This window comes from Novosphingobium sp. SL115 (genome assembly GCF_026672515.1).
Classification (GTDB): Bacteria; Pseudomonadota; Alphaproteobacteria; order Sphingomonadales; family Sphingomonadaceae; genus Novosphingobium.
In genome coordinates, this window is record NZ_JAPPRG010000002.1 from 2,327,310 (window position 1) to 2,349,842 (window position 22,533).

The following is a 22,533-nucleotide window of genomic DNA, read 5'->3' on the forward strand; positions in this document are numbered from 1 at the left end:
GCAACCCCGGCGCTTCGCCTTTCCCCTCCCCATCGGGGGAGGAACCTGAATCACATGTTCGGATAGTTCGGGCCGCCGCCGCCTTCGGGCGTCACCCAATCGATATTTTGGGTCATATCCTTGATGTCGCAGGTCTTGCAGTGGACGCAGTTCTGAGCATTGATCTGCAAGCGCGGGTTGCCTTCTTCCACGCCCACGAATTCATAAACCCCCGCCGGGCAATAGCGCTGCTCAGGCCCCGCATAGAGCGGCAGGTTGATCCGCGTCGGCACTTCGGGGTCTTTCAGCACCAGATGGCAGGGCTGATCTTCCTCGTGGTTGGTATAGGAGAACGACACGCTGGTCAGCCGGTCGAACGTGATGACGCCATCGGGCTTGGGATAGGCGATGGGCTTGTACAAATCGGCGCGCTGCGTCGCTTCGGCATCCTTGTGGTGCTTCATCGGCTTCCAGATGCCGAACCCGCCAATCGTACGCAGCCACATGTCCGCGCCCGCCAGCACCGTGCCCAGCTCGCCGCCGAACTTGGCTACCAACGGCTGCGCGTTCTGCACCTTCTTCAGTTCCGTGGCGATCCAGCTTTCGCGGACGACGGTGTCATATTCCACCATGTCGTCCTTCTCGCGGCCCGCGGCGATCGCCACCACGATCGAATCCGCCGCCAGCATCCCGCTTTTCATAGCGGTGTGGCTGCCCTTGATGCGCGGCACGTTCACAAAGCCTGCCGAACAGCCGATCAGCGCGCCGCCGGGGAACGACAGGCGCGGCACCGATTGCCAGCCACCTTCATTGATCGCGCGCGCACCATAGGAAACGCGCCGCCCGCCTTCCAGAATCGCACGGATTTCCGGGTGCTGCTTCCAGCGCTGGAATTCCTCGAACGGATAGACATAGGGGTTGGCGTAATCGAGCGCGGTGACAAAGCCCAACGCCACCTGATTGTTCGCCTGATGATACAGGAACCCGCCACCCCACGAATTGCTTTCCGAAAGCGGCCAGCCCTGCGTGTGCAGCACGCGACCCGGCACATGCTTGGCCGGATCGATGTCCCACAATTCCTTGATGCCGATGCCATAGACCTGCGGTTCGCAATCCCGCTCAAGGTCGAAATGCGCTTTCAACCGCTTGGTCAGATGCCCGCGCGCGCCCTCGGCAAACAGGGTATACTTCGCGTGAAGCTCCATGCCGGGCTGATAATCAGCCTTCTTCTCGCCATCGCGGCCCACGCCCATGTCGCCCGTTGCAACGCCCATCACCGCACCGTTTTCATCGAACAGCACTTCGGCGGCGGCAAAGCCGGGGAAGATTTCGACACCCAGTTCCATTGCCTGTTCGGCCAGCCAGCGGCACAGATTGCCAAGGCTGCCGGTATAGTTGCCGTCATTCGACATGAACGGAGGCATCGGCCAGTGGGGCACGCTCATCTTGCCGGTCTTGGTCAGCACCCAGTGCCAGTTGTCGGTCACCGGCACTTCAGCCATGGGGCAGCCCTGTTCGCGCCACTCAGGCAGCAGTTCGTCCAGCGCCTTGGGATCGACCACCGCACCTGAAAGGATGTGCGCGCCGATTTCCGAACCCTTTTCCAGCACGCAAACCGAAATTTCCGGATTTACCTGCTTCAACCTGATCGAGGCCGCCAGCCCCGCGGGGCCCCCGCCGACGATGACGACGTCATACGGCATCGATTCGCGCTCGCTCATGCCCCAGAAACTCCCGACTAATACTAATTGCGCAGTTGATTTCGCATTCTGCCTTGAAAGACGCTACCGGCAAGGTCAAGACCGCAAAACGGACTGTAAGGAAGCACAGGTTGCCCGGTATCGCTAACACCTCCAATATCGATATTCGCGCCGCCGTTACGGCAGCGCTGGATTGGTGGCGCGATGCAGGCATCGATCACGCCTTTGTTGATGATCCGCAAGATTGGCTGGCCGCCGCCCGCGCCGTGCCTGAAGCTGCACCGCTGCCACCGATGAAGCCCTTGCGCGAACTGATGGCGCAGCGTCCCGATTCGCCGCAGATCGAAACGGTATCCCCGCGTGAAGGCTGGCCGCAAACACCGGACACCTTCCCCGCATGGTGGCTGGCCGAACCTGCGCTGGCGCCTGCTGGCCTGCCGCGCCTTTCGCCTACCGGCCCGGCAAACGCCCCGCTCATGGTGCTGGTACCCATCCCTGCCGCCGACGATCACGATGGCCTGCTCACCGGCCGGGGCGGCAAATTGCTCGACGCCATGTTCGCTGCCATGGGCGTGGACCGCACGCGAACCTACCTCGCATCGGCCCTTCCGGCGCATGTCCCGATGCCCGATTGGACCTTGTTGCAAAAGGCAGGCCTTGGCGACGTTCTGCTCCACCACATCACCCTTGCCGCCCCCAAAAAGCTGCTGATCCTTGGCGCATCGGGCATTTCAGCGCTTCTGGGCCACGACCCGACGAATTTGGCTCAAAGTTTACGCGGTATTAATCAAGAACGCGGACTTATCGCCGCCATGCCGGCGTGGGATCTCGAAGCCATGCTGGCGCGGCCTGCCTTGAAGGCGGGATTGTGGGCCAGATGGCTCGATTGGACGGGGACAGAACAACAGTGAAGCTGGCTCGCACCTCATGGTGTTCGCTGATCGCGCTCGCGGCATCCGTCGCGGCCATCAGCGCAACCCCTGCCCATGCCAACAGCGCAGCGGCAGATTATTTCCGTGGCCGGGCAGACCGCACTGCCGTCCCCTCGCTGCTCAGCCAGGATGACCGCGCCTATTACAAGAACCTGTTCGGCGCGATTGAACGCGAAGAATGGCCACAGGTTCAGTCCCTGCTTGCCCAGCGTGACGATGGCCCACTTCACGATGTCGCCCGCGCGCAATTCATGATCGCAGCCACCTCGCCCAAGGCAGAACTAGGCCCGATCACGCAAGTCCTTGGCCGCGCGCCCGATCTTCCATGGGCGGAACAGCTTGGCCGTCTGGCGTTGAAGCGCGGCGCGGTTGAACTTCCGGCCCTGCCGCAGGCACAGCGGCTCGTTGCCCTGCCCAATGTGTCAAAGCGCATCCGCCCCCGCTCCGTGGCGGACGGCACCATGCCTGATTCGGTATCGACCGCCATTCTTGACCGGATCAAGGCCGATGACCCGGTGGGCGCGCGCGTCCTGTTGGATGGTGTTGACGCCACGCTTTCGCCCGAAGCCCGTGCCGAATGGCGGCAAAAAGTCGGCTGGGCTTTCTATATTGAAAATGACGATGCCACCGCCCGCGCCGTCTCGCTTACCGCGGTAGAAGGCTCCGGCGCATGGGTGGCCGAAGCGTGGTGGACCGCCGGGCTTGCCTCATGGCGATTGAACGACTGTCTTTCGGCGGCTGACGCCTTTGAAAAGACTGGCACATCTGCGCAAAACGACGAACTGGCCAGCGCCGCCCATTATTGGGCAAGCCGTGCATGGCTGCGCTGCCGCAAACCGGAAAAGGTCACTGCCGCCCTGCGCTCGGCCGCGCGTTACCGCGATACGCTTTACGGCATGATGGCCACCGAAGCGCTGGGCATGCGTGAAAGCACTCCACCTGCCGCGCCTGATTTCTCCACGGCTGACTGGCAATCGCTGCGCGGCGTGCCCAACATCCGTACCGCCGTCCAGCTTGCCGAAATCGGTGAAGATGGCCTTGCCGACGAAGTGCTGCGCCATCAGGCCCGCATTGGCGATCCCAGCCAATATGCCCCGCTCTCGCGCCTCGCCCGCGACCTTGGCCTGCCTTCCACCCAGCTCTGGATGGCTTACAACGCCCCGTCCGGCGCGCGGCCTGACGAAGCGGCCCGCTTCCCCGCGCCCAAATGGACGCCCACCACCGGCTGGAAGGTGGATCCGGCGCTGTTGTTTGCCCATTCGTTGCAGGAATCGAACTTCCGCACTGCTGTCACCAGTCCGGCAGGTGCCAAAGGATTGATGCAGCTGCGCCCCGGCACCGCGCGTGATATGGCAAAGGTGGAACCGGCCATGGCCGGGCGTGATCGCCAGCTTGACCTGCCCGATGTCAACCTCGCCTTCGGGCAGCAATATCTTCAGCATCTGCGCGATTCAGAAGCCACACAGGGCCTACTGCCCAAAGTCATGGCCGCCTATAACGCTGGTCCTCTGCCCATTTCGCGCTGGAACACCGAAATTCGTGGCGGCAACGATCCGCTGCTGTGGATGGAATCGATTCCCTACTGGGAAACGCGCGGCTATGTTGCCATCGTCATGCGCAATTACTGGATGTATGAACGACAAGCGGGCGGCGCTTCGGAAAGCCGTGTCGGCCTTGTTCAGGGCATGTGGCCCAAATTCCCCGGCCTTTCCGGGGCTGAAAGCGTAAGGATAGCGTCGCTTGGCAATTGATACCGCGCGCACTTTCAAGCCCATCAACATCGCCCTGCTCACCGTTTCCGACACGCGCGGACCCGATGAAGACACATCGGGCGATATTCTGGCGGACCGTATCAAAGGTGCGGGCCACCGCCTTGCCGCGCGCGCCATCGAAAAGGATGATGCGGACCGCATCGCCAGCCGGTTGAACAACTGGATCGATGACCGCAGCGTCGATGCCGTGGTCATCACCGGCGGCACCGGCCTGACCGGGCGCGACGTTACGCCCGAAGCGCTCGACCGCGTAAAAACACGCGACATCCCCGGCTTTGGTGAACTTTTTCGCTGGCTCAGCTTCAAGACCATCGGCACCAGCACGATCCAGTCCCGCGCATGCGCCGTGGTCGCACGCGGAACCTATATCTTCGCCCTGCCCGGATCCAACGGCGCAGTAAAAGACGGCTGGGACGGCATCCTCGCCGAACAACTGGACAGCCGCAACCGCCCTTGCAACTTCGTGGAACTGATGCCCCGTCTGCTAGAAAGCTGATCTGGTAGCGGGCCAGTTCTATTAAGCGAACAGCCAAAACAGAAATATCAGGACGGCGACACCATTGAACAAATGGCCTTACACCACCAACGCCACCTAAACCTGTCGTTCACTGCCCCCCAAAAAGAACCCACGCTGCATTGGCAAATGCGCCCGCAACCAAGGCAGCAATAACGAAAATTTCGCCATGAAAACGCTTGCGTGTCGGGCGTTTTGACGATGGCAAAGCATTGTCGAGCAGACAGTCGGCATTCGTGCCGGCACCAACATCACAATGGTCCGGCAAGGCGCGGACATCAGCGTCCGCCCATCGAACCATAGGCCCCTCTTCCTTAGCAATCATAGCGCCTCTCCTACCGCTCGATGCCTGTTCCCATTCCAAATGACAGTCTTTGCGCTTTCATACTCAGCAGTGAACCATCAAAGCATTAGCGCAGTCTTAAGGTTCGCGCATTGGCTATTCGTTCCATTTACGTTCTATCTACATTGTCCAGTCGCAGCATTCTGCAGATTCCAAGCCAGAATCATCACCTTGGCAGGGATAGTGAACTTCATCCACATCGCCGCCATCGATGCCACCAATCGCCGGCCTGGACCTGCACTACAAAATTGCGATGGCTGATTGCCAAAATGTTCATTTTATGTTCCATTGAAGTCATGGCTGTGCACAAAGGCCGCGGTGCCCAATCCGCTCAAACACCTACCCGCTTTGGCCTTGCCACGCGCGATGATGACGGGGACTGGCTTGACGCGCGCGAAGACCTTGACGGCTCAACACCAAAACTCCGCACTTCCGTCACCATCGAACACCCCCGCTCAATCCTGACCTTCAACCGCTCGCCCGACGTGCCGTTTGATCGGTCGGTCAATGCCTACCGGGGCTGCGAACATGGTTGCATTTATTGCTATGCCCGGCCCAGCCACGCCTACCATGATCTGTCGCCGGGGCTGGATTTCGAAACGAAGCTGTTTGCCAAGCCTGACGCCGCGCGGCTCCTGCGCGAAACGCTTGCAAAACCGGGGTATTCGCCTGCGCCCATCGCCATGGGCACCAACACCGATCCTTATCAGCCGATAGAAGCAGACTACCGCATCACCCGTGCGGTGCTGGAATTGTGCCTCGATCTGCGCCACCCGGTTACCATCACCACCAAATCGGCGCGCGTCCTGCGCGATCTCGATCTGCTGACCGCTCTGGCACGGCTGAACCTGACGGCGGTGGGCATATCGGTGACCAGCCTTGATCCGCGCCTGTCCAGCCTGCTCGAACCGCGCGCATCTTCGCCCGCCAAACGGCTGGATGCCTTGGAGAAACTTGTTGAGGCGGGCGTGCCAACCCATGTCTCGATCGCGCCGGTCATCCCCTCGATCACCGATTCCTTCATCGAAGACATTCTGGCCCAAGCCGCCGCGCGCGGGGTAAGCTCGGCAAGCTGGATCATGCTGCGCCTGCCCCACGAAGTCGCGCCGCTGTTCCGCGAATGGCTCGACACGCACTTTCCCGACCGCGCGGGGAAAGTCATGGGCATTGTCCAATCGGTGCGCGAAGGGCGTGACAACGATCCCAACTTTTTCACCCGCATGAAACCAAAGGGCGTCTGGGCCGACCTTATCCGCACCCGCTTTCGCGTGGCGTGTCAGAAACACAACATTGGCAAGGCGCATATCGATCTTGATTGCGCGCAGTTCAAAAAACCGAGTCGCGCTGGGCAACTCGACCTGTTTTGAATGCGGTTTGCGACCTTTTTGAACAGGTTCGTTTAATGTCCTGAAATCAGGCCAGTGTTGGACGTTCAGGGCAGGTTTGCGGGTACTCGTGTATCTTTAGGTGTCGTTCAGGTCACCCCGCCCAAACATAGTCCCGGAACTGTTCTCGCAGGTCTTTTTTGCTTATTTTTCCGGTGCCTGTGTGGGGGATTTGATCCACAAAGGCCACTGCATCAGGCACCCACCACTTGGCGACGTGCTGTTGCAGATAGGCACGCATTTCGCCCTCCGAAATCTCCTCACCCGGCTTCTTCACCACCACCAGCAAAGGCCGCTCATCCCATTTGGGATGATAAATTCCGATGGCCGCAGCCTCGGCCACAGCCGGATGTCCGACGGCAGCGTTCTCAAGCTCGACCGAACTGATCCACTCCCCGCCAGACTTGATGACATCTTTGGTGCGGTCTGTCAGTTGCAGGGTGCCATCGGGATGGATCACTCCGACATCGCCGGTATCGAACCACTGGTCCGCATCCACCGCGTCTTTTTCCGCTTTGAAATAACGCTTTACCACCCACGGGCCGCGCACCTGAAGCGCGCCGGATGACACGCCATCGCGCGGCAGAACCCTGGTGTAATCGCCCAGATCGACACAGCGGATTTCCACGCCAAACGGCGGTCGGCCCTGCATCGCCTTGACCGAAACCTGTTCGTCAAACGACAGATCATCCCAGTTCCACGTTTCCGCCCCCGATGTGCCGATGGGCGACGTTTCGGTCATCCCCCAGGCATGGGCTATGCGGATGCCGCGCGCCATGAAACGCTCGATCATCGCACGCGGCATAGCCGAACCGCCGCAGACTACAGTGCTGAGGCTTAACGGAATTTCACCGCCTGTAGCATCGACATGCTGTAGCAGTGCCAGCCAGACGGTGGGCACCCCGGCCGAACATGTCACCTTTTCGCGGTTCATCAGATCGCACAACACCGCGCCATCATTGACCGCGGAATAGACAAATTTTGCCCCCGCTGCCGCGCCAGCCCACGGAAGCCCCCAACTGGCCGCATGGAACATCGGCACGATCGGCAACATGACCGACCGGGTATCCATGCCGAACACCACCGGGCTAAGCGCGGAAATGGCGTGAAGCATGGTGGACCGATGTTCGTAGAGAACACCCTTGGGATTACCGGTCGTGCCGCTGGTGTAGCACAGCATGCAGGGATCCCGCTCATCACCGTCCGCCCATTCGGTCTGCCCGTCCTCTGCATCGATCCAGTCTTCGAAATGTGGAGCGGGTTCGCTGCTGTCAAAGCAGATGTAGTGTTCAACCGTCGGCCAGCGGGGCTTCATGCGTTCGACAATGGGCGCCCACAACTTGTCGAACAGCATCACGCGGTCTTCTGCGTGGTTGACGATGTAATCGAGCTGGTCGTCGAACAGGCGCGGGTTCAGCGTATGGAGAACCCCGCCAACACCGACCGCACCATACCAGCTTACCAGATGGCGGTGATGATTCATGGCCAGCGTGGCGATCCGATCCCCCGGTTGCACTCCCAGCTTGCGCAGGGCCTGGGTCATGCGCAGAGCATCATGACGGATACCAGCCCAGTTGGTGCGAGTTTCGCTACCATCGGCCCAGCGGCTGACGATTTCGCGGCTGCCGTGTTCGCGGGCCGCATGATCGATCAGATGGGTTACCCGCAGCTTCCAGTCCTGCATCGCGCCCAGATGCTGCATGTTCGAACCTCTCCAGTTGTTCTTGTTACTCGACCAGCCGCAGATGCCGTTCGGCTCTTGCGGTCAGGGCCACATTGGCAAGCCCTTCTATAGGAATCAATCGTTCGATTAAGTCGCTGTCCAGTTTGAAATCATTGCCAAGCCGGATCAGCGGCTCTTTCAGCCCGCCGGTGCGCAGACGGGCCAGCACTTCACCCTTCCCGCCCTCCTCGCGTGGCAGCAGCATGGCAAGTTCGGTGATAGCTTCGGGCTTGCTGACATCCAGCTTCAGCACCATCCGTGACGCGCTGGTGACCGAGGCCAGCGGACGCCCGCCACGCACTGTAACGCGCGGCGGTTCATCAGGATTAGGCCGGTCTAGTTCGACATTGAGCAGGACGCAGGTGCCCTCACGCGCCCATTGCAGAAATGGTTCGACAAGGCTTTCTTCGAAACACGAGGCTGAAAACAGCCCCGAACTGTCGGAGAAATCGGCCATGACAAAATCCTTGCCGCGCTTAGTCTTGCGTTTCTGCACACCTTCGACCAGCGCCGCCATGACCGCTCCGGAACGGCCCCCCGGCTCTCCACCACCGGTCATCAGGCTGCCATAAGTCCGGGCGCCATTGGCCGAGGCGACTGCACGGTATTCCTCCACCGGATGCGCGGCGAAATAGAAGCCGAAGTTCTCGCGCTCTGCCGCCATCTGGTCAGCCCGACTCCACGGCTTGGTTTCTGCAAGGCGCGTGGCAGGTACGGCATGGTCATCGCCCCCGAACAGACCGCCCTGCCCCGATGTGCGCGACCGTGCGGCTTCATCGGCCACCGCCATCAGCAAATCACCATTGGCAATTATCTGCGCGCGGTTGGGTTCAAGGCAATCAAGCGCCCCCCCGGCGGCAAGGGCTTCCAATTGGCGGCGGTTCATCGATCCGGCCGGAATGCGGCGAAACAGATCATCCAGTGAGGTGAACGGGCCGTTGGCCTCGCGTTCCTCGACGATCTGTTCCATAGCCTTTTCGCCCACGTTGCGCAGGCCCGCCAGCGCATAGCGCACGGCATAGCCATCGTCGGTGCGTTCAACCGTGAATTCCGCAACCGAATGGTTGATGTCCGGCCCGGCCAGCGCCACCCCATTGCGGCGCATGTCATCGACAAAGACCGACAGCTTTTCCGACTGGTGCATATCAAAGCACATGGCGGCGGCGTAGAATTCGTGTGGGTAGTGTGTTTTCAGCCACGCGGTCTGATAGGCAAGCAGCGCATAGGCCGCAGCGTGCGATTTATTGAAACCGTAGCCTGCAAACTTGTCGATCAAATCGAACAGTTCGTTGGCCTTGGGCGCAGCAATACCTGACATTTCGCGGCACCCGTCGACAAATCGCTGACGCTGGGCATCCATTTCGGCCTGCACCTTTTTGCCCATCGCGCGGCGCAGAAGGTCTGCGTCGCCGAGCGAGTATCCGGCAAGGATCTGCGCGGCCTGCATGACCTGTTCCTGATAGACGAAGATGCCATATGTTTCCGACAGAATACCCTCCAGCTTTTCATGGGGATATTCAATCGCTTCCAAGCCATTTTTACGACGGCCAAACAACGGAATATTGTCCATCGGGCCGGGGCGGTAGAGCGAGACGAGCGCGATGATGTCGCCAAAATTGGTCGGCTTCACCGCCGCCAGCGTGCGCCGCATACCTTCGGATTCCAACTGGAACACGCCCACGGTATCGCCCGATTGCAGCAGCTTATAGGTCTGCTCATCATCCCAGGCGAGCGTGGAAAGATCGATCTCGATCCCACGCTTGCCCATCAGATCCACCGCCTTGCGCAGCACCGACAGGGTTTTGAGGCCGAGAAAGTCGAATTTGACCAGTCCGGCATCTTCGACATGCTTCATGTCGAACTGCGTGACCGGCATGTCAGAACGGGGATCGCGGTACAGCGGCACCAGCTGCGCCAGCGGGCGGTCACCAATGACCACGCCAGCTGCGTGGGTAGAGCTGTTGCGCGGCAAGCCTTCCAGCTGCATGGCAAGGTCGATCAGGCGTTTGACGTCCGGATCACGGTCATATTCGCGCTTCAGTTCGACCACGCCATTCAGCGCACGCGGCAGCGGCCAAGGGTCGGTCGGATGGTTGGGCACCATCTTGCACAAGCGGTCGGTCTGGCCATAACTCATCTGCAGGATGCGGCCGGTATCGCGCAGCACTGCGCGCGCCTTGAGCTTACCAAAGGTGATGATCTGCGCGACGTGGTCCAGCCCATATTTGCGCTGAACATAGCGGATCACTTCACCGCGCCGGGTTTCGCAGAAGTCGATATCGAAGTCGGGCATCGACACACGTTCCGGATTGAGGAAGCGTTCGAACAGCAGGCCCAGCTTGATCGGATCGAGGTCGGTGATGGTCAGCGCCCACGCCACCAGTGACCCTGCGCCCGACCCGCGCCCCGGCCCCACGGGGATGCCTTGATCCTTGGCCCATTTGATGAAGTCGGCCACGATCAGGAAGTAACCGCCAAATCCCATGCGGTTGATGATGGCGATCTCGAACTCGCAGCGCTGGCGATATTCCAGCACTTCGTCCCACACGCCCGCTTCGACCAGCTGCGGATAGTCGCCTGCGTCGGGTTCGGCGTCGGGGCCAAGGCACAGCAGGCGCGAAAGTTCAGCGTGGGCGACTTCAGGATAGTAGGGCTGAAGCCGCAAGACGAGACCCTTGCGGCTGTCTTCGGCGCACATCCGTGCTTCGCCTTCCTGATCGCCGGCAAGGCTGGGCAGGATTGGCTTGCGCTTGGGTGGCATCACCGCGCAACGCTGTGCCACGACCAACGTGTTGGCCAGTGCTTCGGGCAAATCCTTGAACAATTCCTCCATAACCGGGGCGGGTTTGATCCACCATTCTCGGCTGGAACGGGGGCGGTCGGTGCTGTCGACATGGGTGGAACTGGCGATGCACAACATGGCGTCGTGCGCTTCATAAAACGTGCGTTCGGCAAAACAGGCGGGATTGGTGGCGACCAGCGGCAGATCGCGGGCATAGGCAAGGTCGATCAGTGCTGCTTCGGAAGCATCCTCGACCGGGTCGTTGCTGCGCGCGATTTCGATGTAAAGGCGATTGGGAAAGAGTTCCTGCAACCGGTCGGCATAGGCATGCGCGGCGCTGGTCTGGCCACCAGCGAACAAGCGGGCCATTGCGCCTTCGGCAGCGGCGGTCAGGCAGATCAACCCGTCAGTGTGACCGACCAGATCGGCCAGAACGACGTGGGGCGCGAATTCCAACGGGCGATCAAGGTGGGCGCGGCTGACAAGATGGCAGAGATTGTCATACCCGGCGGTATCCTGCGCATAGAGCGCCAGCCAATCAATAGTAGGCGCAGCAGGGCCGAACCCGGTAGCCGCCCCTTCCCGATCAGGCCGCGCCACTGCCAGCATGGTGCCAATAACCGGCTGCACGCCCATGTCCTTGCACGCCTTGGCATAGGCGACACTGCCATACAGCCCGTTGCGATCCGTAATGGCCGCGGCGGGAAAACCACGTTCCGCCGCGGTCTTGGCAATCGCCTTTGGGTCCACCGCGCCGTCGAGCATGGTGTAGGACGAGAAGATGCGAAGCGGAACGAAAGCGGCGTGAGGCATGGCGGGAAGGTAAGGAAAAGGCCGCCTTCTTTCGAGAGGTGCAGCCTTTTTTTCCCCTGACCTGATTGCCCCGAATCAGAGCAGCTTTTCGATGTCCTTGGCGATGCTTTCCGGCTTGTCGGTTGGGGCATAGCGGCGCACCACTTTGCCGGTGCGATCAATCAGGAACTTGGTAAAGTTCCATTTGATACCCTTGGTGCCCAGCACGCCCGGCGCTTCTTTCTTGAGCCAGTCAAAGAGCGGATCGGCGCTAGACCCGTTGACATCAATCTTGGCCATGAGCGGGAAGCTGAGGCCGAAGTTGACCTTGCAGAAGCTTTCGATTTCATCGGCTGTGCCGGGTTCTTGCCCGCCAAACTGGTTGCAGGGAAAGGCAAGAACTTCGAAGCCTTTGTCGCCATAGTCCTGCCACAGCTTTTCAAGACCATCGTATTGCGGGGTAAAGCCGCATTTGGACGCGGTGTTCACTACCAGCAGGACTTTGCCCTGCTTACCCGCAAGGTCGATGGTTTCGCCGTTGGGCAGCTTCACGCTGAAATCGGCGATGGTGGCAGGACTGTTCATGCCAGACCCTCTTTCGCAGCAAGGGCAAGAATTTCACCCACGTTAAGCGAGGTTCCGCCGGCAACGTCTATCACCAGACGCGCACGCTGAGCTGCATCCATAGCCGCCACTTCAGCCACCAGATCGCGCAAGGGGGCCTTTTTCAATACGCTGAAATTATACTGCATTTCCGAGCCTGCATCATCGCGTTCGTGCAACGTGGCTTCGGCGTTCCAATCAAGCGCAGACATGACCTCTCCCCCTTGGTTGAACGAAGCGTCGCACGACTGGGGGAGAGGTTCAACCGGGCAAATGCGACAGATCAGGACGAATGGTCAGGCGGAACGATCGGCAGGCGATCAGGCAGGGAAATCTGCGCGGGTAGCCAGACGGACAATCTCGGCTGCAGAATACTGGCGATCACCCGCCTTTTCGATGACCAGCGTGGCGCGTTCGAATTCGGGCATCCGGGCGACAAGACGCACCATATCGGCAAAGCTACCGGAATGAAGCGAAGCAAAACCGTGGAATACACCATCAGCAGCCTCGCGGCGCAGAACGGTGGCATGGTCTGTCCAGAAAGCAGTGGCGTTCGCCGCCTCAGCGCGGATCGTGGTGTTCATGGTTACGATCTCCTTCTGCCCGACAAAACGCGCCAGAAGGCGAAGGTATCCCTATTCCAGCACGCCTTCATGCAGCCGCACGACACGATCCATCCGGCTGGCCAGGCGTTCGTTGTGTGTAGCGATCAACGCCGAACTTCCTTCGCCGCGCACAAGCTTGAGAAACTCTTCCAGCACCCGATCTGCCGTGCTTTCATCCAGATTGCCGGTGGGTTCATCCGCCAGCACCATTTCGGGCCGGTTGGCCAGCGCACGCGCCACGGCAACACGCTGTTGCTCACCACCTGAAAGCTGGCTGGGGCGATGGTCAAGCCGTTTGCCAAGGCCAAGCGCCGTCAGCAGTTCGGAGGCGCGCGCCTCTGCTTCTACCCGGTCAGTTCCGGCCACAAGCTGCGGCAGGACGACATTTTCGATCGCGTTGAAATCGGGCAGCAAGTGATGGAACTGATAGACAAAGCCCAGATGATCGCGGCGCAAGGCAGTGCGATCATCACCCGAAAGCTTTGATGCATCCGTGCCTGCAATCTCGATAAGCCCGGAAAACCCGCCTTCAAGCAGACCGATGGCCTGAAGCATAGTGGACTTGCCGGACCCCGACGGCCCAAGCAGGGCGACAATTTCTCCGGGCCGAATTTCGAGGTTCACCCCGCGCAGGACGTCAATGGTGACCCCACCCTGACTGAAGGAACGACGCAGTTCACGCAGGCGGACAACGGGCGAGCTGGTAACGGGAGAGTTATTCATAACGCAGCACCTGCACCGGGTCCGTGCTCGCAGCCTTAAGCGCGGGGTAAAGCGTGGCAAGGAAGCTGAAAAGAAGGGCCATCACGCTGATCGTGGCGATCTCTACCGGGTCAGACCGGCTGGGCAGTTCGGTCAGGAACCGGATCGAGGGGTCCCACAGGTTCTGCCCTGTGACGAACTGGATGGCGTTGACGATAGGCTGGCGGAAAAACAGGAACACAAAGCCCAGCCCCAGCCCTGACAGGGTGCCCATTGCCCCGATAACGAAGCCGATGGTCACGAAAATCTTGAGCAGACTGCGCCGTGTGGCGCCCATTGTGCGCAGAATGGCGATGTCGCGGGTTTTGGCGCGGACCAGCATGATGAGCGACGACAGGATGTTGAACACCGCCACCAGCACGATGATCGACAGCACGATGAACATGGCGACACGTTCGACTGCCAATGCCTCGAACAGGCTGGCGTTGATCGTCTTCCAGTCGGTGACTACGGCCTGTCCTTCCAACTGCTGCTTGATCGGGCCAAGCGTTTCCATCACCGTGTCTGCGTTGCTGGTGGTCACCTCGATCATGCCGATGGTATCGCCAGTCAGCAGCAACGTCTGCGCGTCAGCAATGGGCATGACGACATAGGCCTGATCGTAGTCATAGACGCCCACTTCGAACACCGCCGAGACGGTATAGGCGATTTCGCGCGGGACAGTGCCGAACGGGGTGGACCGGCCTTGCGGATTGATGATCGTGATCGAATCACCCACTCGCGCCCCCAGATTTTGCGCAAGCCGCGACCCTAGTGCGACATTGTTGGCACCGGGCCGGAGCGAAGCAATCACGCCATCGACACGCTTGTCTTCAAGACGCTTGAGATCGCCATCAGTGTTGCCGCGCACCAGAATAGCCTCAACCCGCCCGTTGAAACTGGCCAGCAGCGGCTGTTCGATCAATGGCGAGGCGTGCGTGACGCCGGGCGTTGCCTGCACGCGCTTGAGGATATCCTGCCAGTTATCCAGTCTACCCCCATAAGCCTGAATGATGGCATGGCCGTTCAGGCCCACGATCTTGTCGAGCAGTTCGGCGCGAAAACCGTTCATCACGCTCATCACGATGACCAGCGCAGCAACGCCAAGCATGACCGCGACAAGGCTGATGCCGGCGACAAGCGCGATGAACGCTTCCCCGCGCCCCGGCAGCATGTAGCGCTTGGCGATGGTCCATTCGAACGGAGACAGGATCAAGCAGCAAACCTTTGGATATGGGCCTTTGGGACCAAGGCAGGCACCGGTTCCTTTGGCTGGCAGCCCAGCATTGGAGCTGGCCAAGATTGGGAACCGATATGGGCAACGCATGCGATTTACGTTGCCCGCGCCTAAACGGCAATGGCTTCATGCGGTTCCACGAAAGGCAATCGTCGGCGCAAAACGGCATCAATAAGCCGAAGCGCCCTGTTCTTCGAGTTTTGCAATACGTTGGCGCATCTGGCGCAGCTCGATCATGCGGCGCTGCCGCTCGATCGAAACCGGCAGTGCCCCCAGCACAGCAACAGCCACGTAAAGCTCGAAGAACTGCATCCGGTCGCCATACTCGAAGTCCATCACGGCGATGGGGCCAAATTCAAGCGCAGTCATCGTTCCACCGATGGCAATTAGCAACACTGGCAATAAAGCGATGATCGACTGTTCGAGAACGGCGGCGCCCACCACGATGAACAGCAGCGGAAAAACCAGCAATGCCCGCATGTCCAGCAGGAACACCGCGATCGTCAGCAGCGAAAACGTGCCGAACATCAAGATTGCCAATGGCCAGCGATCAGCGCTGGGTAGAAAGCTGCGCCCGCGCGACATCCGCCAGAAAAAGAACCGGAACAGCGGCAAACAAGCAATCATGCCCAGCGAATGCCCGATAATCCAGTGGGTGAAGTTTTCCATCGGCGGCAGACCGTTCGTAAGCCATGCCACCAGCGCTGCACTACCGCCCGACAGCAGCGGAAGGGTAAGACCGATACCGATATAAAACGACACCAACCATTCCAGCGTTTCGTCCGGCCAAAATGCGCGAGTGATCCGCCGCCAGATAAACGCAGCGCCCGCCGCTTCTGCGATATTGATAATCGCCAGAGGCACAGAAGCCGCCCACCCGATCCCGAAAAAGCCGGTAGCCATAACGCTGGCCAATCCACATAGCACCAGCCACGGCCCCCAGCGACGCTCTGGAACATCGGTAAGACGCCCCGCCAGCAAGGCTCCGGCTAGCCAGACCATGGCCACCCCTCCGCTAAAGCGGGCAAAGCTTACCGTGAGTGTCGCAACGGCGAAGAACGCAATGGCGACAAAGAGCGGTGAGGACAACTGACGGCCGATGCGCATTTGGCCATATATGAACGGCAATGGTTAATATTTTACAGAAGGGAACACAGGTAAATCAGGCCGCCGAGGCATACCCATTCAGCATATGGCAGCTTGCACTTGCCATAACGTGCAAAGGTCGCCATTTGGGCGCCAGCATTGGCCGGCGCTTTTGCGCCCACGCGAGTTCATGGGACCCATGACTTCACATAACGAAATTTTCGACCGCACGCCCTGGGACATCAGCGCAGGCGATGATGACAAGCTTCACGAAGAGTGCGGCATTTTTGGCGTACTCGGCGCGCGTGACGCGGCTGTGACGGTGGCGCAGGGTCTTCATGCCCTGCAACATCGCGGGCAGGAGGCCGTTGGCATCACCAGCTTTGATGGGCAGGAATTCTTTTCGCGCAAGGGCATCGGCCATGTCGCGGCGAACTTCTCAAGCCCTTCGGCACTGGCAGAGCTGCCCGGCATGATGGCTTCGGGCCATGTCCGCTATTCCACCACCGGTGGCGCTGGTCTGCGCAATGTGCAGCCGCTGTTTGCCGACCTGGCGTCCGGCGGCTTCTCCATCGCACACAATGGCAACATCTCGAATGCGATGTTCCTGAAGCGCGATCTGGTGCGCAAGGGGGCGATCTTCCAGTCGACCTCGGACACCGAGGTCATCATTCACCTTGTCGCAACAAGCCGATATCCTACACTGCTGGACCGGTTCGTCGATGCGCTACGCCTTATCGAAGGCGCCTATTCGCTGATCTGCCAGACGCCTGAAGGCATGATTGCCTGCCGTGACCCTCAGGGCATTCGTCCGCTGGTGATGGGCAAGCTGGGCGATGCGGTGGTCTTTGCCAGCGAAACCGTCGCGCTTGATGTGGTCGGCGCAGACTTCGTTCGCGAAGTTGATCCGGGCGAACTGTTGCAAGTCGATTTCGACGGCAACATCAGCAGCCATCGCCCGTTCGGCAAGACCGATGCGCGCCCCTGCATTTTCGAACACGTCTATTTCAGCCGCCCGGATTCCATCATGGGTGGCAATTCGGTCTATCAAGTGCGCAAGGCCATTGGTGCGCAGCTCGCCATGGAAAGCCCGGCAGATGCCGATCTGGTCATCCCGGTGCCGGACAGCGGCGTGCCCGCGGCGTTGGGCTATGCGCAGGAATCGGGCATTCCATTCGAACTGGGCATCATCCGTTCACACTATGTTGGCCGCACCTTCATCCAGCCTTCGGATGGCGCACGCAATGCCGACGTCAAACGCAAGCATAACGCCAACCGCGCACTGGTTGCGGGCAAGCGGATCGTGCTGATCGACGATTCGATCGTGCGTGGCACCACCAGCCTCAAAATCGTGCAGATGATGCGTGAAGCTGGCGCGGCCGAAGTTCATATGCGCATCGCCAGCCCGCCCACGGAACATTCGTGCTTCTATGGTGTCGACACGCCCGAAAGGTCAAAATTGCTGGCTGCAAGGATGGATGTGAAGGCCATGGCCGAATTCATTCAGGCCGACAGCCTTGCTTTCGTTTCCATCGACGGGCTGTACCGTGCCGTTGGCGAAGCCGAACGCAAAAAATCCTGCCCGCAGTATTGCGACGCCTGTTTCACCGGCGAATACCCGACCCGGCTGACCGACATGGCCGAACGGGACAACCCCGAACAGCTTTCGCTTGCCGTTGAAAAGGTGGCCTGAATGAGCAGCGAGCGCCCTTTTGAGGGGCAGGTTGCGCTGGTAACCGGGGCAAGCAGGGGTATTGGTGCGGCAACTGCCAAAGCTCTGGCTGTTGCTGGCGCGCATGTCGTACTGGTTGCACGCACCTCAAAAGACCTTGAAAAGATCGAAGAAGAGATTTTCGAGGCAGGTGGCAGCGCCACCATCGCACCTGTTGATCTGGCCGAACCGGAAGGCATCGCACGCCTGGCCACGGCCATTTCCGGGCGCTGGGATGCGTTGGATATCATGGTCATCAATGCCGCTGCGTTCCCCACGCTGACGCCAGTGTGGCAGATTGATGCCCGCGAATTCAACAGCGCGTTGACGCTCAATGTTCTGGCCACGCAGGCCTTGCTGGCCGGCTTTGACGGTATGCTGAAAAGGAGCAAGGACGCTCGCGTGATCGGCGTGACCAGTAGCGTGGGTGCAGCGCCGCGCGCTTATTGGGCGGCCTATGGCGCATCAAAGGCGGCGTTTGACGTGCTGCTCGATTGCTATGGTCAGGAAGTGCGCAATACATCTGCCGTGCGCGTTGCCGTGGTGGATCCGGGCGCAACCCGCACCAAGATGCGCGCCAAAGCCTATCCGGGCGAAAACCCCGACAGTGTGAAACCGCCCGAAGTGGTGGCCGAACGCATCGCAAGCTTGCTTGATGAAGCTTTCACCAGCCCTCACCGCGAGCGCGTTAACCAAAACTGATAAGTCGCCATTTACGTTTAGCCTTGATTCTGCATGATGAATTCTGACGCATGGGGCGTTGGATCATTCAGACAGAATGAAAGCGCTTGCCGATGGGCACCACAGACTGGAACACGCAAAGCTATGGCCTTGCCGCGCTGGAAGACCGGTGCGCACCGAGGTTGGCATTGAACATTCCCGCCAGCCTGCGACCTTCCGGCGGAACCGCCTTTCAAACCATCGTTTTAGATATTGGCCTTGGCGGGTTCAGCGCAAATGCACTTCAACGGATGTTTGAGGGCAATCGCTGTTGGCTGACGCTGCCCGGAATGGCCGCGCTTCAGGCAAGCGTCATCTGGTGGGATAGCGGGCGTGTCGGCTGCGCGTTCGAAACGCTTATCAGCCCGATCGTGCATGAAAATATTCTGGCCCGCCACAGCACCGAGTTGCGTCGGCGATAGGCCGTCGTCAGCCCGCCTTCATCTGTGCATGGGCCGCAAGCGCACGGGCGCGAGCATGGGTATGGGCGACGATTTTGGCCGGGTAACCTTGGGGCGGAATGGCCGGATCGTGGATCGCGTCATCCGACAGATGCGCCAGTTCTGGCACCCAGCGACGGATATAGCCAGCGGCATCGAATTTGGGTGACTGCGTGAGCGGAGCCATGATCCGCACGAACATGTTGGAATCAATTCCGGTGCCTGCCGTCCACTGCCAGTTGACCGCGTTCGATCCGTAATCGGCATCGACTAGCGTATCCCAGAACCATTGTTCGCCCTGACGCCAGTCAACTAGCAGGTGCTTTACCAGAAAGCTGGCCGCGATCATGCGTACCCGGTTGTGCATCCATCCAGTGTGCCACAATTCGCGCATACCGGCATCTACGATGGGATAGCCGGTGCGCCCCTGCTGCCACGCTTTCAGGCTATCAGGGTCATCCCGCCATGGCAGTGAATCATAGGCATCGCGCGCATTGCGGGTGCCGTAGTCGGGGAACTGCGCGATGACGTTCTGGGCATAATCGCGCCAGCCAATCTCACCCAGAAAAGTGTCCACCGAACCGCCTGCATCCGCCACGGCATGCCAGATAGTGGCCGGAGATATTTCACCAAAATGCAAGTGCGGTGAAAGGCGCGATGTCCCCTCGACAGACGGAAGGTTGCGACATTCGGCATAGCGTGCGGCATGATCGGCAAAATCTTGCAAGCGCGCTTTCGCGCCAACTTCTCCAGGAGTCCATTCTGCACGAAAACCGCCAGCCCAATCCGGCGTTTCAGGCAGCAGCCCCCAGTCTCCAAGCTTGTCGCTTTGCGGCCAAAGTGCGGGGGCCGAAAGACTTTCCGGCGCAGGCGTCGGGCTGGAAGGCGGCATGCGTTCGACCAGTGCGCGCCAGAACGGCGTGTAGATACGGTATGGCAAACCTGCCCCGGTTTTTATCGACCCCGGCGGGGCCAGATAGTTGCCATCGTGCAGCACAAGGCGAAAGGTCTTTGCCACAGCCTTTTCGGCATTGCGCCACCAAGGTTCGTAATGATGTAGCGCATGCACCGTCCGCGCGCCGCATTCGCGCCGGATTGCGGCCAGTTCCTCATGCACCTTGCCACGGCGCAGGATCAGTCGCGACCCCAGCTTGCGCAAGGCCGCATCAAGGCTGGCAAGACTGTGATGCAACCACCAAAGCGATGCGCCTCCCATCCGGCGGTGCCGGGGCGTTGCATCATCAAGCACATAGACCGGGATGACCGGCCCTTCAGCAGCGGCAGCAAGCAAAGCGGCCTGATCGGTCAGGCGAAGATCACGGCGTAGCCAAACAATTACGGGGTCGTTCATTTTGTCGTTGTGGCGGTTGCGCCCGTCGGATTCCACCCCCGCAAGACATGCCCCTTTGGACAGGGGCGATCAGGCAGATGACGGGCAAAGCGCCGATTGCACCGGTAGTTCGACTTGTCTGGTAAATCCGCCCACCAGTCGCGGATCAGCAAAGCGGGCATCCCCGAACGTCACCGTAACCACGCAAGAGAGGCGCTTAACCTTCGCAAAGGGCATCTGCGACCACGCCAGAAACATGCGAACGTCAGTGGTGGCCGTGGCGGCGCGCTGGACATCAGGATCGGCCATATTGTCGGGCATGGGAGCGCCAATATCGGCAAGGCCACCGTTCAAAGGATCAAACCGGGCATGCACGATCTGCCCTTGTTGTCGCCACACCACGTCGCGCCGCCAGAACCACAGCGGTTCGGGCGCGGCGAAAATGCGGTCGGGATTGGCGTAGGGCGCATCGACACGCGGTGCATTCCACGCCTGCACGGATATGCCAACATTCAGGACAATGAATAGCGTCGCAGCAATCAGGGCTTTCAGCGCAGGCCCACCCTGCACGGTCTTGCGCGATCGCCACACGCCCAAGCCCAGCACGACCAGCAACCACGGTGAAATGATGAACAGGCCATCGCTGTGGAACCAGCGCAAATTGAACGGCGACAGCAATTGCACCGCATAAACAGTTTGCAGATCAAGTAACGGATGGGTGAGCGCACCAAGATAGGACAGCGCCAGAAGCCAGCCAAAGTGCAGCGGTGGCGCCCCTTGGGCAATGCGCCCGCGCCGCACCTGCCACCGGTCCAGCACCCACAACAGCAATGCCAGCAGCGGCGGCAACACCAGCACGCCGCCCACAACGCCGTGCGTGAACCCGCGATGCGTGGCCAATGGCTCCCAAGGTGCCCAGCCAAAGAACACGTCGATGTCGGGCAGGTTGGCTGCCAGAATGCAGGCAGCAAGGCCCTTGCGAGTGCGATGCTTAAGCCCCGTTTCGGCCAGCGCCCAACCGGCAAGGCTATGGGTCAGGTTGTCCAGACGCCGCTCCTTGCCGGTCGGTTATTTCGCTGAATCAAACCGGGTCTGCGGCCGTTCCGCTCACAGTCCAGGTCTGGCCCTTGCCCAACAACTTGGCGAGATTGGCCTCCTTGCCCGCGCGAGCCTTTTCATCCTGCGCCAGCAGCGTTTCTTCATAGGTCGGGCGCGGATCGTCATAGATCACGCCCAGCGCCATCGGGAACGGGCCGAACGGCATTTCGACCAGCATGTGGGCAATGGCGCGGTTCTTGACATTATGGACGATCACGCCAGCAGCCTGCCAATCGCCGTCAACCACATCGACGACCTTAAGGCTCAGCGTATCCATGTCGAGCGCGATTCCCTTGATCCCGCCAGACTTTTCCGACCCGAACAGCATTGGTTCACCATCTGTCAGCCAAAGCTGGTTCTGGTCAGCAACGCCCTTTGCGACAAAATCGTCAAAGCGGTCCTTGTTATAGACGATGCAGTTCTGGAAGATTTCCACAAAGGCCGCGCCCTTGTGGGCATGGGCAGCCTTGAGCACGCCGGGCAGATTCTTCGACACGTCATAAGCGCGCGCGATGAAGCGCCCCCCCGAACCCAGCGCAAAGGCGCAAGGCAGGGCTGGCCGGTCAACCGAGCCAAGCGGCGAGGTGGGCGAATTGGTACCTTCGCGGCTGGTCGGCGAGAACTGACCCTTGGTCAGACCGTAAATCTCGTTGTTGAACAGCAGGATCTGCACGTTCACATTGCGACGCAGGATGTGCATCGTGTGGTTGCCACCGATGGACATACCATCGCCATCACCCGTCACCAGCCACACATCAAGACCGGGGTTGGCCAGCTTGATGCCCGTGGCAAACGCAGGCGCGCGGCCATGGATGGTGTGGAAGCCGTAGCTTTCAACGTAATAGGGGAAACGGCTGGAGCAGCCGATGCCCGAAACGAACACGGTGTTGGCCGGGTCTGCACCCAGTTCAGGCAAGGTGCGCTGCACCGCCTTGAGGATCGCATAGTCGCCGCAACCGGGGCACCAGCGAACTTCCTGATCGGTTTCCCAGTCCTTGAGCGTGGTCTTCACCGCAATCGGGGTCATGTCGTTCATCGTC

Annotated in this window: 20 protein-coding genes; 7 read left to right on the forward strand and 13 right to left on the reverse strand. The window is 60.2% G+C overall.

All coding sequences use genetic code 11. The annotated features are described in order from the left end of the window. Nucleotides 1-50 precede the first annotated feature (50 nt). Nucleotides 51-1,700: an electron transfer flavoprotein-ubiquinone oxidoreductase gene (locus OVA07_RS12745; protein ID WP_268171815.1), complete on the reverse strand. Its 1,650-nt coding sequence runs from the start codon at nucleotides 1,698-1,700 to the stop codon at nucleotides 51-53. A gap of 110 nt (nucleotides 1,701-1,810) precedes the next feature. Between OVA07_RS12745 and OVA07_RS12750 the strand changes: the two genes are divergently transcribed. The 3 genes from OVA07_RS12750 to moaB are packed head-to-tail and all read left to right on the forward strand — an operon-like array spanning nucleotide 1,811 to nucleotide 4,879. Next, nucleotides 1,811-2,590, forward strand: a complete 780-nt coding sequence (locus tag OVA07_RS12750) for a hypothetical protein (RefSeq protein ID WP_268171816.1) — start codon at nucleotides 1,811-1,813, stop codon at nucleotides 2,588-2,590. Then, nucleotides 2,557-4,362, forward strand: coding sequence for a lytic transglycosylase domain-containing protein (locus OVA07_RS12755; protein WP_268171817.1), 1,806 nt, complete (start codon nucleotides 2,557-2,559; stop codon nucleotides 4,360-4,362). The genes OVA07_RS12750 and OVA07_RS12755 overlap by 34 nt, the downstream gene beginning before the upstream one ends. Beyond that, on the forward strand, nucleotides 4,352-4,879 hold the full coding sequence (gene moaB / locus OVA07_RS12760) for a molybdenum cofactor biosynthesis protein B (protein WP_268171818.1): 528 nt from the start codon (nucleotides 4,352-4,354) through the stop codon (nucleotides 4,877-4,879). The genes OVA07_RS12755 and moaB overlap by 11 nt, the downstream gene beginning before the upstream one ends. Before the next feature lie 109 nt (nucleotides 4,880-4,988). Here the strand turns inward: moaB and OVA07_RS12765 are convergent, their stop codons facing one another. Beyond that, on the reverse strand, nucleotides 4,989-5,222 hold the full coding sequence (locus tag OVA07_RS12765) for a hypothetical protein (protein ID WP_268171819.1): 234 nt from the start codon (nucleotides 5,220-5,222) through the stop codon (nucleotides 4,989-4,991). A gap of 314 nt (nucleotides 5,223-5,536) precedes the next feature. Between OVA07_RS12765 and OVA07_RS12770 the strand changes: the two genes are divergently transcribed. Next, nucleotides 5,537-6,607 carry a PA0069 family radical SAM protein gene (locus OVA07_RS12770; RefSeq protein ID WP_268171821.1) on the forward strand — a complete coding sequence of 357 codons (1,071 nt, stop codon included), beginning with the start codon at nucleotides 5,537-5,539 and terminating at the stop codon, nucleotides 6,605-6,607. 112 nt (nucleotides 6,608-6,719) lie between these two features. On the opposite strand, the gene OVA07_RS12775 is transcribed toward OVA07_RS12770, so the two are convergent. From OVA07_RS12775 to OVA07_RS12810, 8 genes are all read right to left on the reverse strand, one after another. Further along, nucleotides 6,720-8,327 carry a long-chain fatty acid--CoA ligase gene (locus OVA07_RS12775; protein ID WP_268171822.1) on the reverse strand — a complete coding sequence of 536 codons (1,608 nt, stop codon included), beginning with the start codon at nucleotides 8,325-8,327 and terminating at the stop codon, nucleotides 6,720-6,722. A 25-nt stretch (nucleotides 8,328-8,352) separates the two neighbouring features. Then, complete coding sequence (gene dnaE / locus OVA07_RS12780; RefSeq protein WP_268171823.1) at nucleotides 8,353-11,943, reverse strand: DNA polymerase III subunit alpha; 3,591 nt, start codon at nucleotides 11,941-11,943, stop codon at nucleotides 8,353-8,355. 75 nt (nucleotides 11,944-12,018) lie between these two features. Next, nucleotides 12,019-12,507: a glutathione peroxidase gene (locus tag OVA07_RS12785; RefSeq protein WP_268171824.1), complete on the reverse strand. Its 489-nt coding sequence runs from the start codon at nucleotides 12,505-12,507 to the stop codon at nucleotides 12,019-12,021. Beyond that, nucleotides 12,504-12,737, reverse strand: coding sequence for a hypothetical protein (locus tag OVA07_RS12790; protein ID WP_268171825.1), 234 nt, complete (start codon nucleotides 12,735-12,737; stop codon nucleotides 12,504-12,506). The genes OVA07_RS12785 and OVA07_RS12790 overlap by 4 nt, the downstream gene beginning before the upstream one ends. Before the next feature lie 108 nt (nucleotides 12,738-12,845). Then, complete coding sequence (locus OVA07_RS12795; RefSeq protein ID WP_268171826.1) at nucleotides 12,846-13,109, reverse strand: hypothetical protein; 264 nt, start codon at nucleotides 13,107-13,109, stop codon at nucleotides 12,846-12,848. A 51-nt stretch (nucleotides 13,110-13,160) separates the two neighbouring features. Continuing rightward, nucleotides 13,161-13,853: an ABC transporter ATP-binding protein gene (locus OVA07_RS12800; RefSeq protein ID WP_268171827.1), complete on the reverse strand. Its 693-nt coding sequence runs from the start codon at nucleotides 13,851-13,853 to the stop codon at nucleotides 13,161-13,163. Continuing rightward, entirely contained in the window at nucleotides 13,846-15,087 is a 1,242-nt protein-coding gene (locus tag OVA07_RS12805) for a lipoprotein-releasing ABC transporter permease subunit (protein WP_268171828.1), read from the reverse strand. Before OVA07_RS12805 ends, OVA07_RS12800 begins: the two co-directional genes overlap by 8 nt. 189 nt (nucleotides 15,088-15,276) lie before the next feature. After that, a complete protein-coding gene (locus tag OVA07_RS12810; protein ID WP_268171829.1) occupies nucleotides 15,277-16,197 on the reverse strand; it encodes an MASE1 domain-containing protein in 921 nt (306 codons plus the stop codon). 196 nt (nucleotides 16,198-16,393) lie between these two features. Here OVA07_RS12810 and purF point away from each other — a divergent pair, with 196 nt between their 5' ends. The 3 genes from purF (at nucleotide 16,394) to OVA07_RS12825 (ending at nucleotide 19,047) form a co-directional block, all read left to right on the forward strand. After that, nucleotides 16,394-17,887, forward strand: a complete 1,494-nt coding sequence (gene purF / locus OVA07_RS12815; protein ID WP_268171831.1) for an amidophosphoribosyltransferase — start codon at nucleotides 16,394-16,396, stop codon at nucleotides 17,885-17,887. Then, nucleotides 17,888-18,607 (forward strand): SDR family NAD(P)-dependent oxidoreductase, encoded by a 720-nt coding sequence (locus OVA07_RS12820; RefSeq protein ID WP_268171832.1) that lies wholly within the window; start codon nucleotides 17,888-17,890, stop codon nucleotides 18,605-18,607. It begins immediately after the preceding gene. Between the two features lie 92 nt (nucleotides 18,608-18,699). Beyond that, nucleotides 18,700-19,047, forward strand: coding sequence for a PilZ domain-containing protein (locus OVA07_RS12825; protein ID WP_268171833.1), 348 nt, complete (start codon nucleotides 18,700-18,702; stop codon nucleotides 19,045-19,047). A 7-nt stretch (nucleotides 19,048-19,054) separates the two neighbouring features. On the opposite strand, the gene OVA07_RS12830 is transcribed toward OVA07_RS12825, so the two are convergent. The 3 genes from OVA07_RS12830 to OVA07_RS12840 form a co-directional block, all read right to left on the reverse strand. Beyond that, nucleotides 19,055-20,416 carry a cryptochrome/photolyase family protein gene (locus OVA07_RS12830; RefSeq protein WP_268171834.1) on the reverse strand — a complete coding sequence of 454 codons (1,362 nt, stop codon included), beginning with the start codon at nucleotides 20,414-20,416 and terminating at the stop codon, nucleotides 19,055-19,057. Nucleotides 20,417-20,485: 69 nt separating this feature from the next. Beyond that, nucleotides 20,486-21,442 carry a metal-dependent hydrolase gene (locus tag OVA07_RS12835; RefSeq protein ID WP_268172708.1) on the reverse strand — a complete coding sequence of 319 codons (957 nt, stop codon included), beginning with the start codon at nucleotides 21,440-21,442 and terminating at the stop codon, nucleotides 20,486-20,488. A 34-nt stretch (nucleotides 21,443-21,476) separates the two neighbouring features. Next, nucleotides 21,477-22,529: a 2-oxoacid:ferredoxin oxidoreductase subunit beta gene (locus OVA07_RS12840; RefSeq protein WP_268171835.1), complete on the reverse strand. Its 1,053-nt coding sequence runs from the start codon at nucleotides 22,527-22,529 to the stop codon at nucleotides 21,477-21,479. Between the last annotated feature and the right edge of the window lie 4 nt (nucleotides 22,530-22,533).

Bases quoted from the DNA above. Each gene is read 5' to 3' on its own strand.
- dnaE (WP_268171823.1), bottom strand. From the start codon at position 11,943: ATGCCTCACGCCGCTTTCGTTCCGCTTCGCATCTTCTCGTCCTACACC.
- OVA07_RS12795 (WP_268171826.1), bottom strand. From the start codon at position 13,109: ATGAACACCACGATCCGCGCTGAGGCGGCGAACGCCACTGCTTTCTGG.
- OVA07_RS12800 (WP_268171827.1), bottom strand. From the start codon at position 13,853: ATGAATAACTCTCCCGTTACCAGCTCGCCCGTTGTCCGCCTGCGTGAA.
- purF (WP_268171831.1), top strand. From the start codon at position 16,394: ATGACTTCACATAACGAAATTTTCGACCGCACGCCCTGGGACATCAGC.
- OVA07_RS12820 (WP_268171832.1), top strand. From the start codon at position 17,888: ATGAGCAGCGAGCGCCCTTTTGAGGGGCAGGTTGCGCTGGTAACCGGG.
- OVA07_RS12775 (WP_268171822.1), bottom strand. From the start codon at position 8,327: ATGCAGCATCTGGGCGCGATGCAGGACTGGAAGCTGCGGGTAACCCAT.
- OVA07_RS12770 (WP_268171821.1), top strand. From the start codon at position 5,537: ATGGCTGTGCACAAAGGCCGCGGTGCCCAATCCGCTCAAACACCTACC.
- OVA07_RS12790 (WP_268171825.1), bottom strand. From the start codon at position 12,737: ATGTCTGCGCTTGATTGGAACGCCGAAGCCACGTTGCACGAACGCGAT.
- OVA07_RS12785 (WP_268171824.1), bottom strand. From the start codon at position 12,507: ATGAACAGTCCTGCCACCATCGCCGATTTCAGCGTGAAGCTGCCCAAC.
- OVA07_RS12825 (WP_268171833.1), top strand. From the start codon at position 18,700: ATGGGCACCACAGACTGGAACACGCAAAGCTATGGCCTTGCCGCGCTG.
- OVA07_RS12830 (WP_268171834.1), bottom strand. From the start codon at position 20,416: ATGAACGACCCCGTAATTGTTTGGCTACGCCGTGATCTTCGCCTGACC.
- OVA07_RS12755 (WP_268171817.1), top strand. From the start codon at position 2,557: ATGGCTCGATTGGACGGGGACAGAACAACAGTGAAGCTGGCTCGCACC.
- OVA07_RS12745 (WP_268171815.1), bottom strand. From the start codon at position 1,700: ATGAGCGAGCGCGAATCGATGCCGTATGACGTCGTCATCGTCGGCGGG.
- OVA07_RS12840 (WP_268171835.1), bottom strand. From the start codon at position 22,529: ATGAACGACATGACCCCGATTGCGGTGAAGACCACGCTCAAGGACTGG.
- OVA07_RS12765 (WP_268171819.1), bottom strand. From the start codon at position 5,222: ATGATTGCTAAGGAAGAGGGGCCTATGGTTCGATGGGCGGACGCTGAT.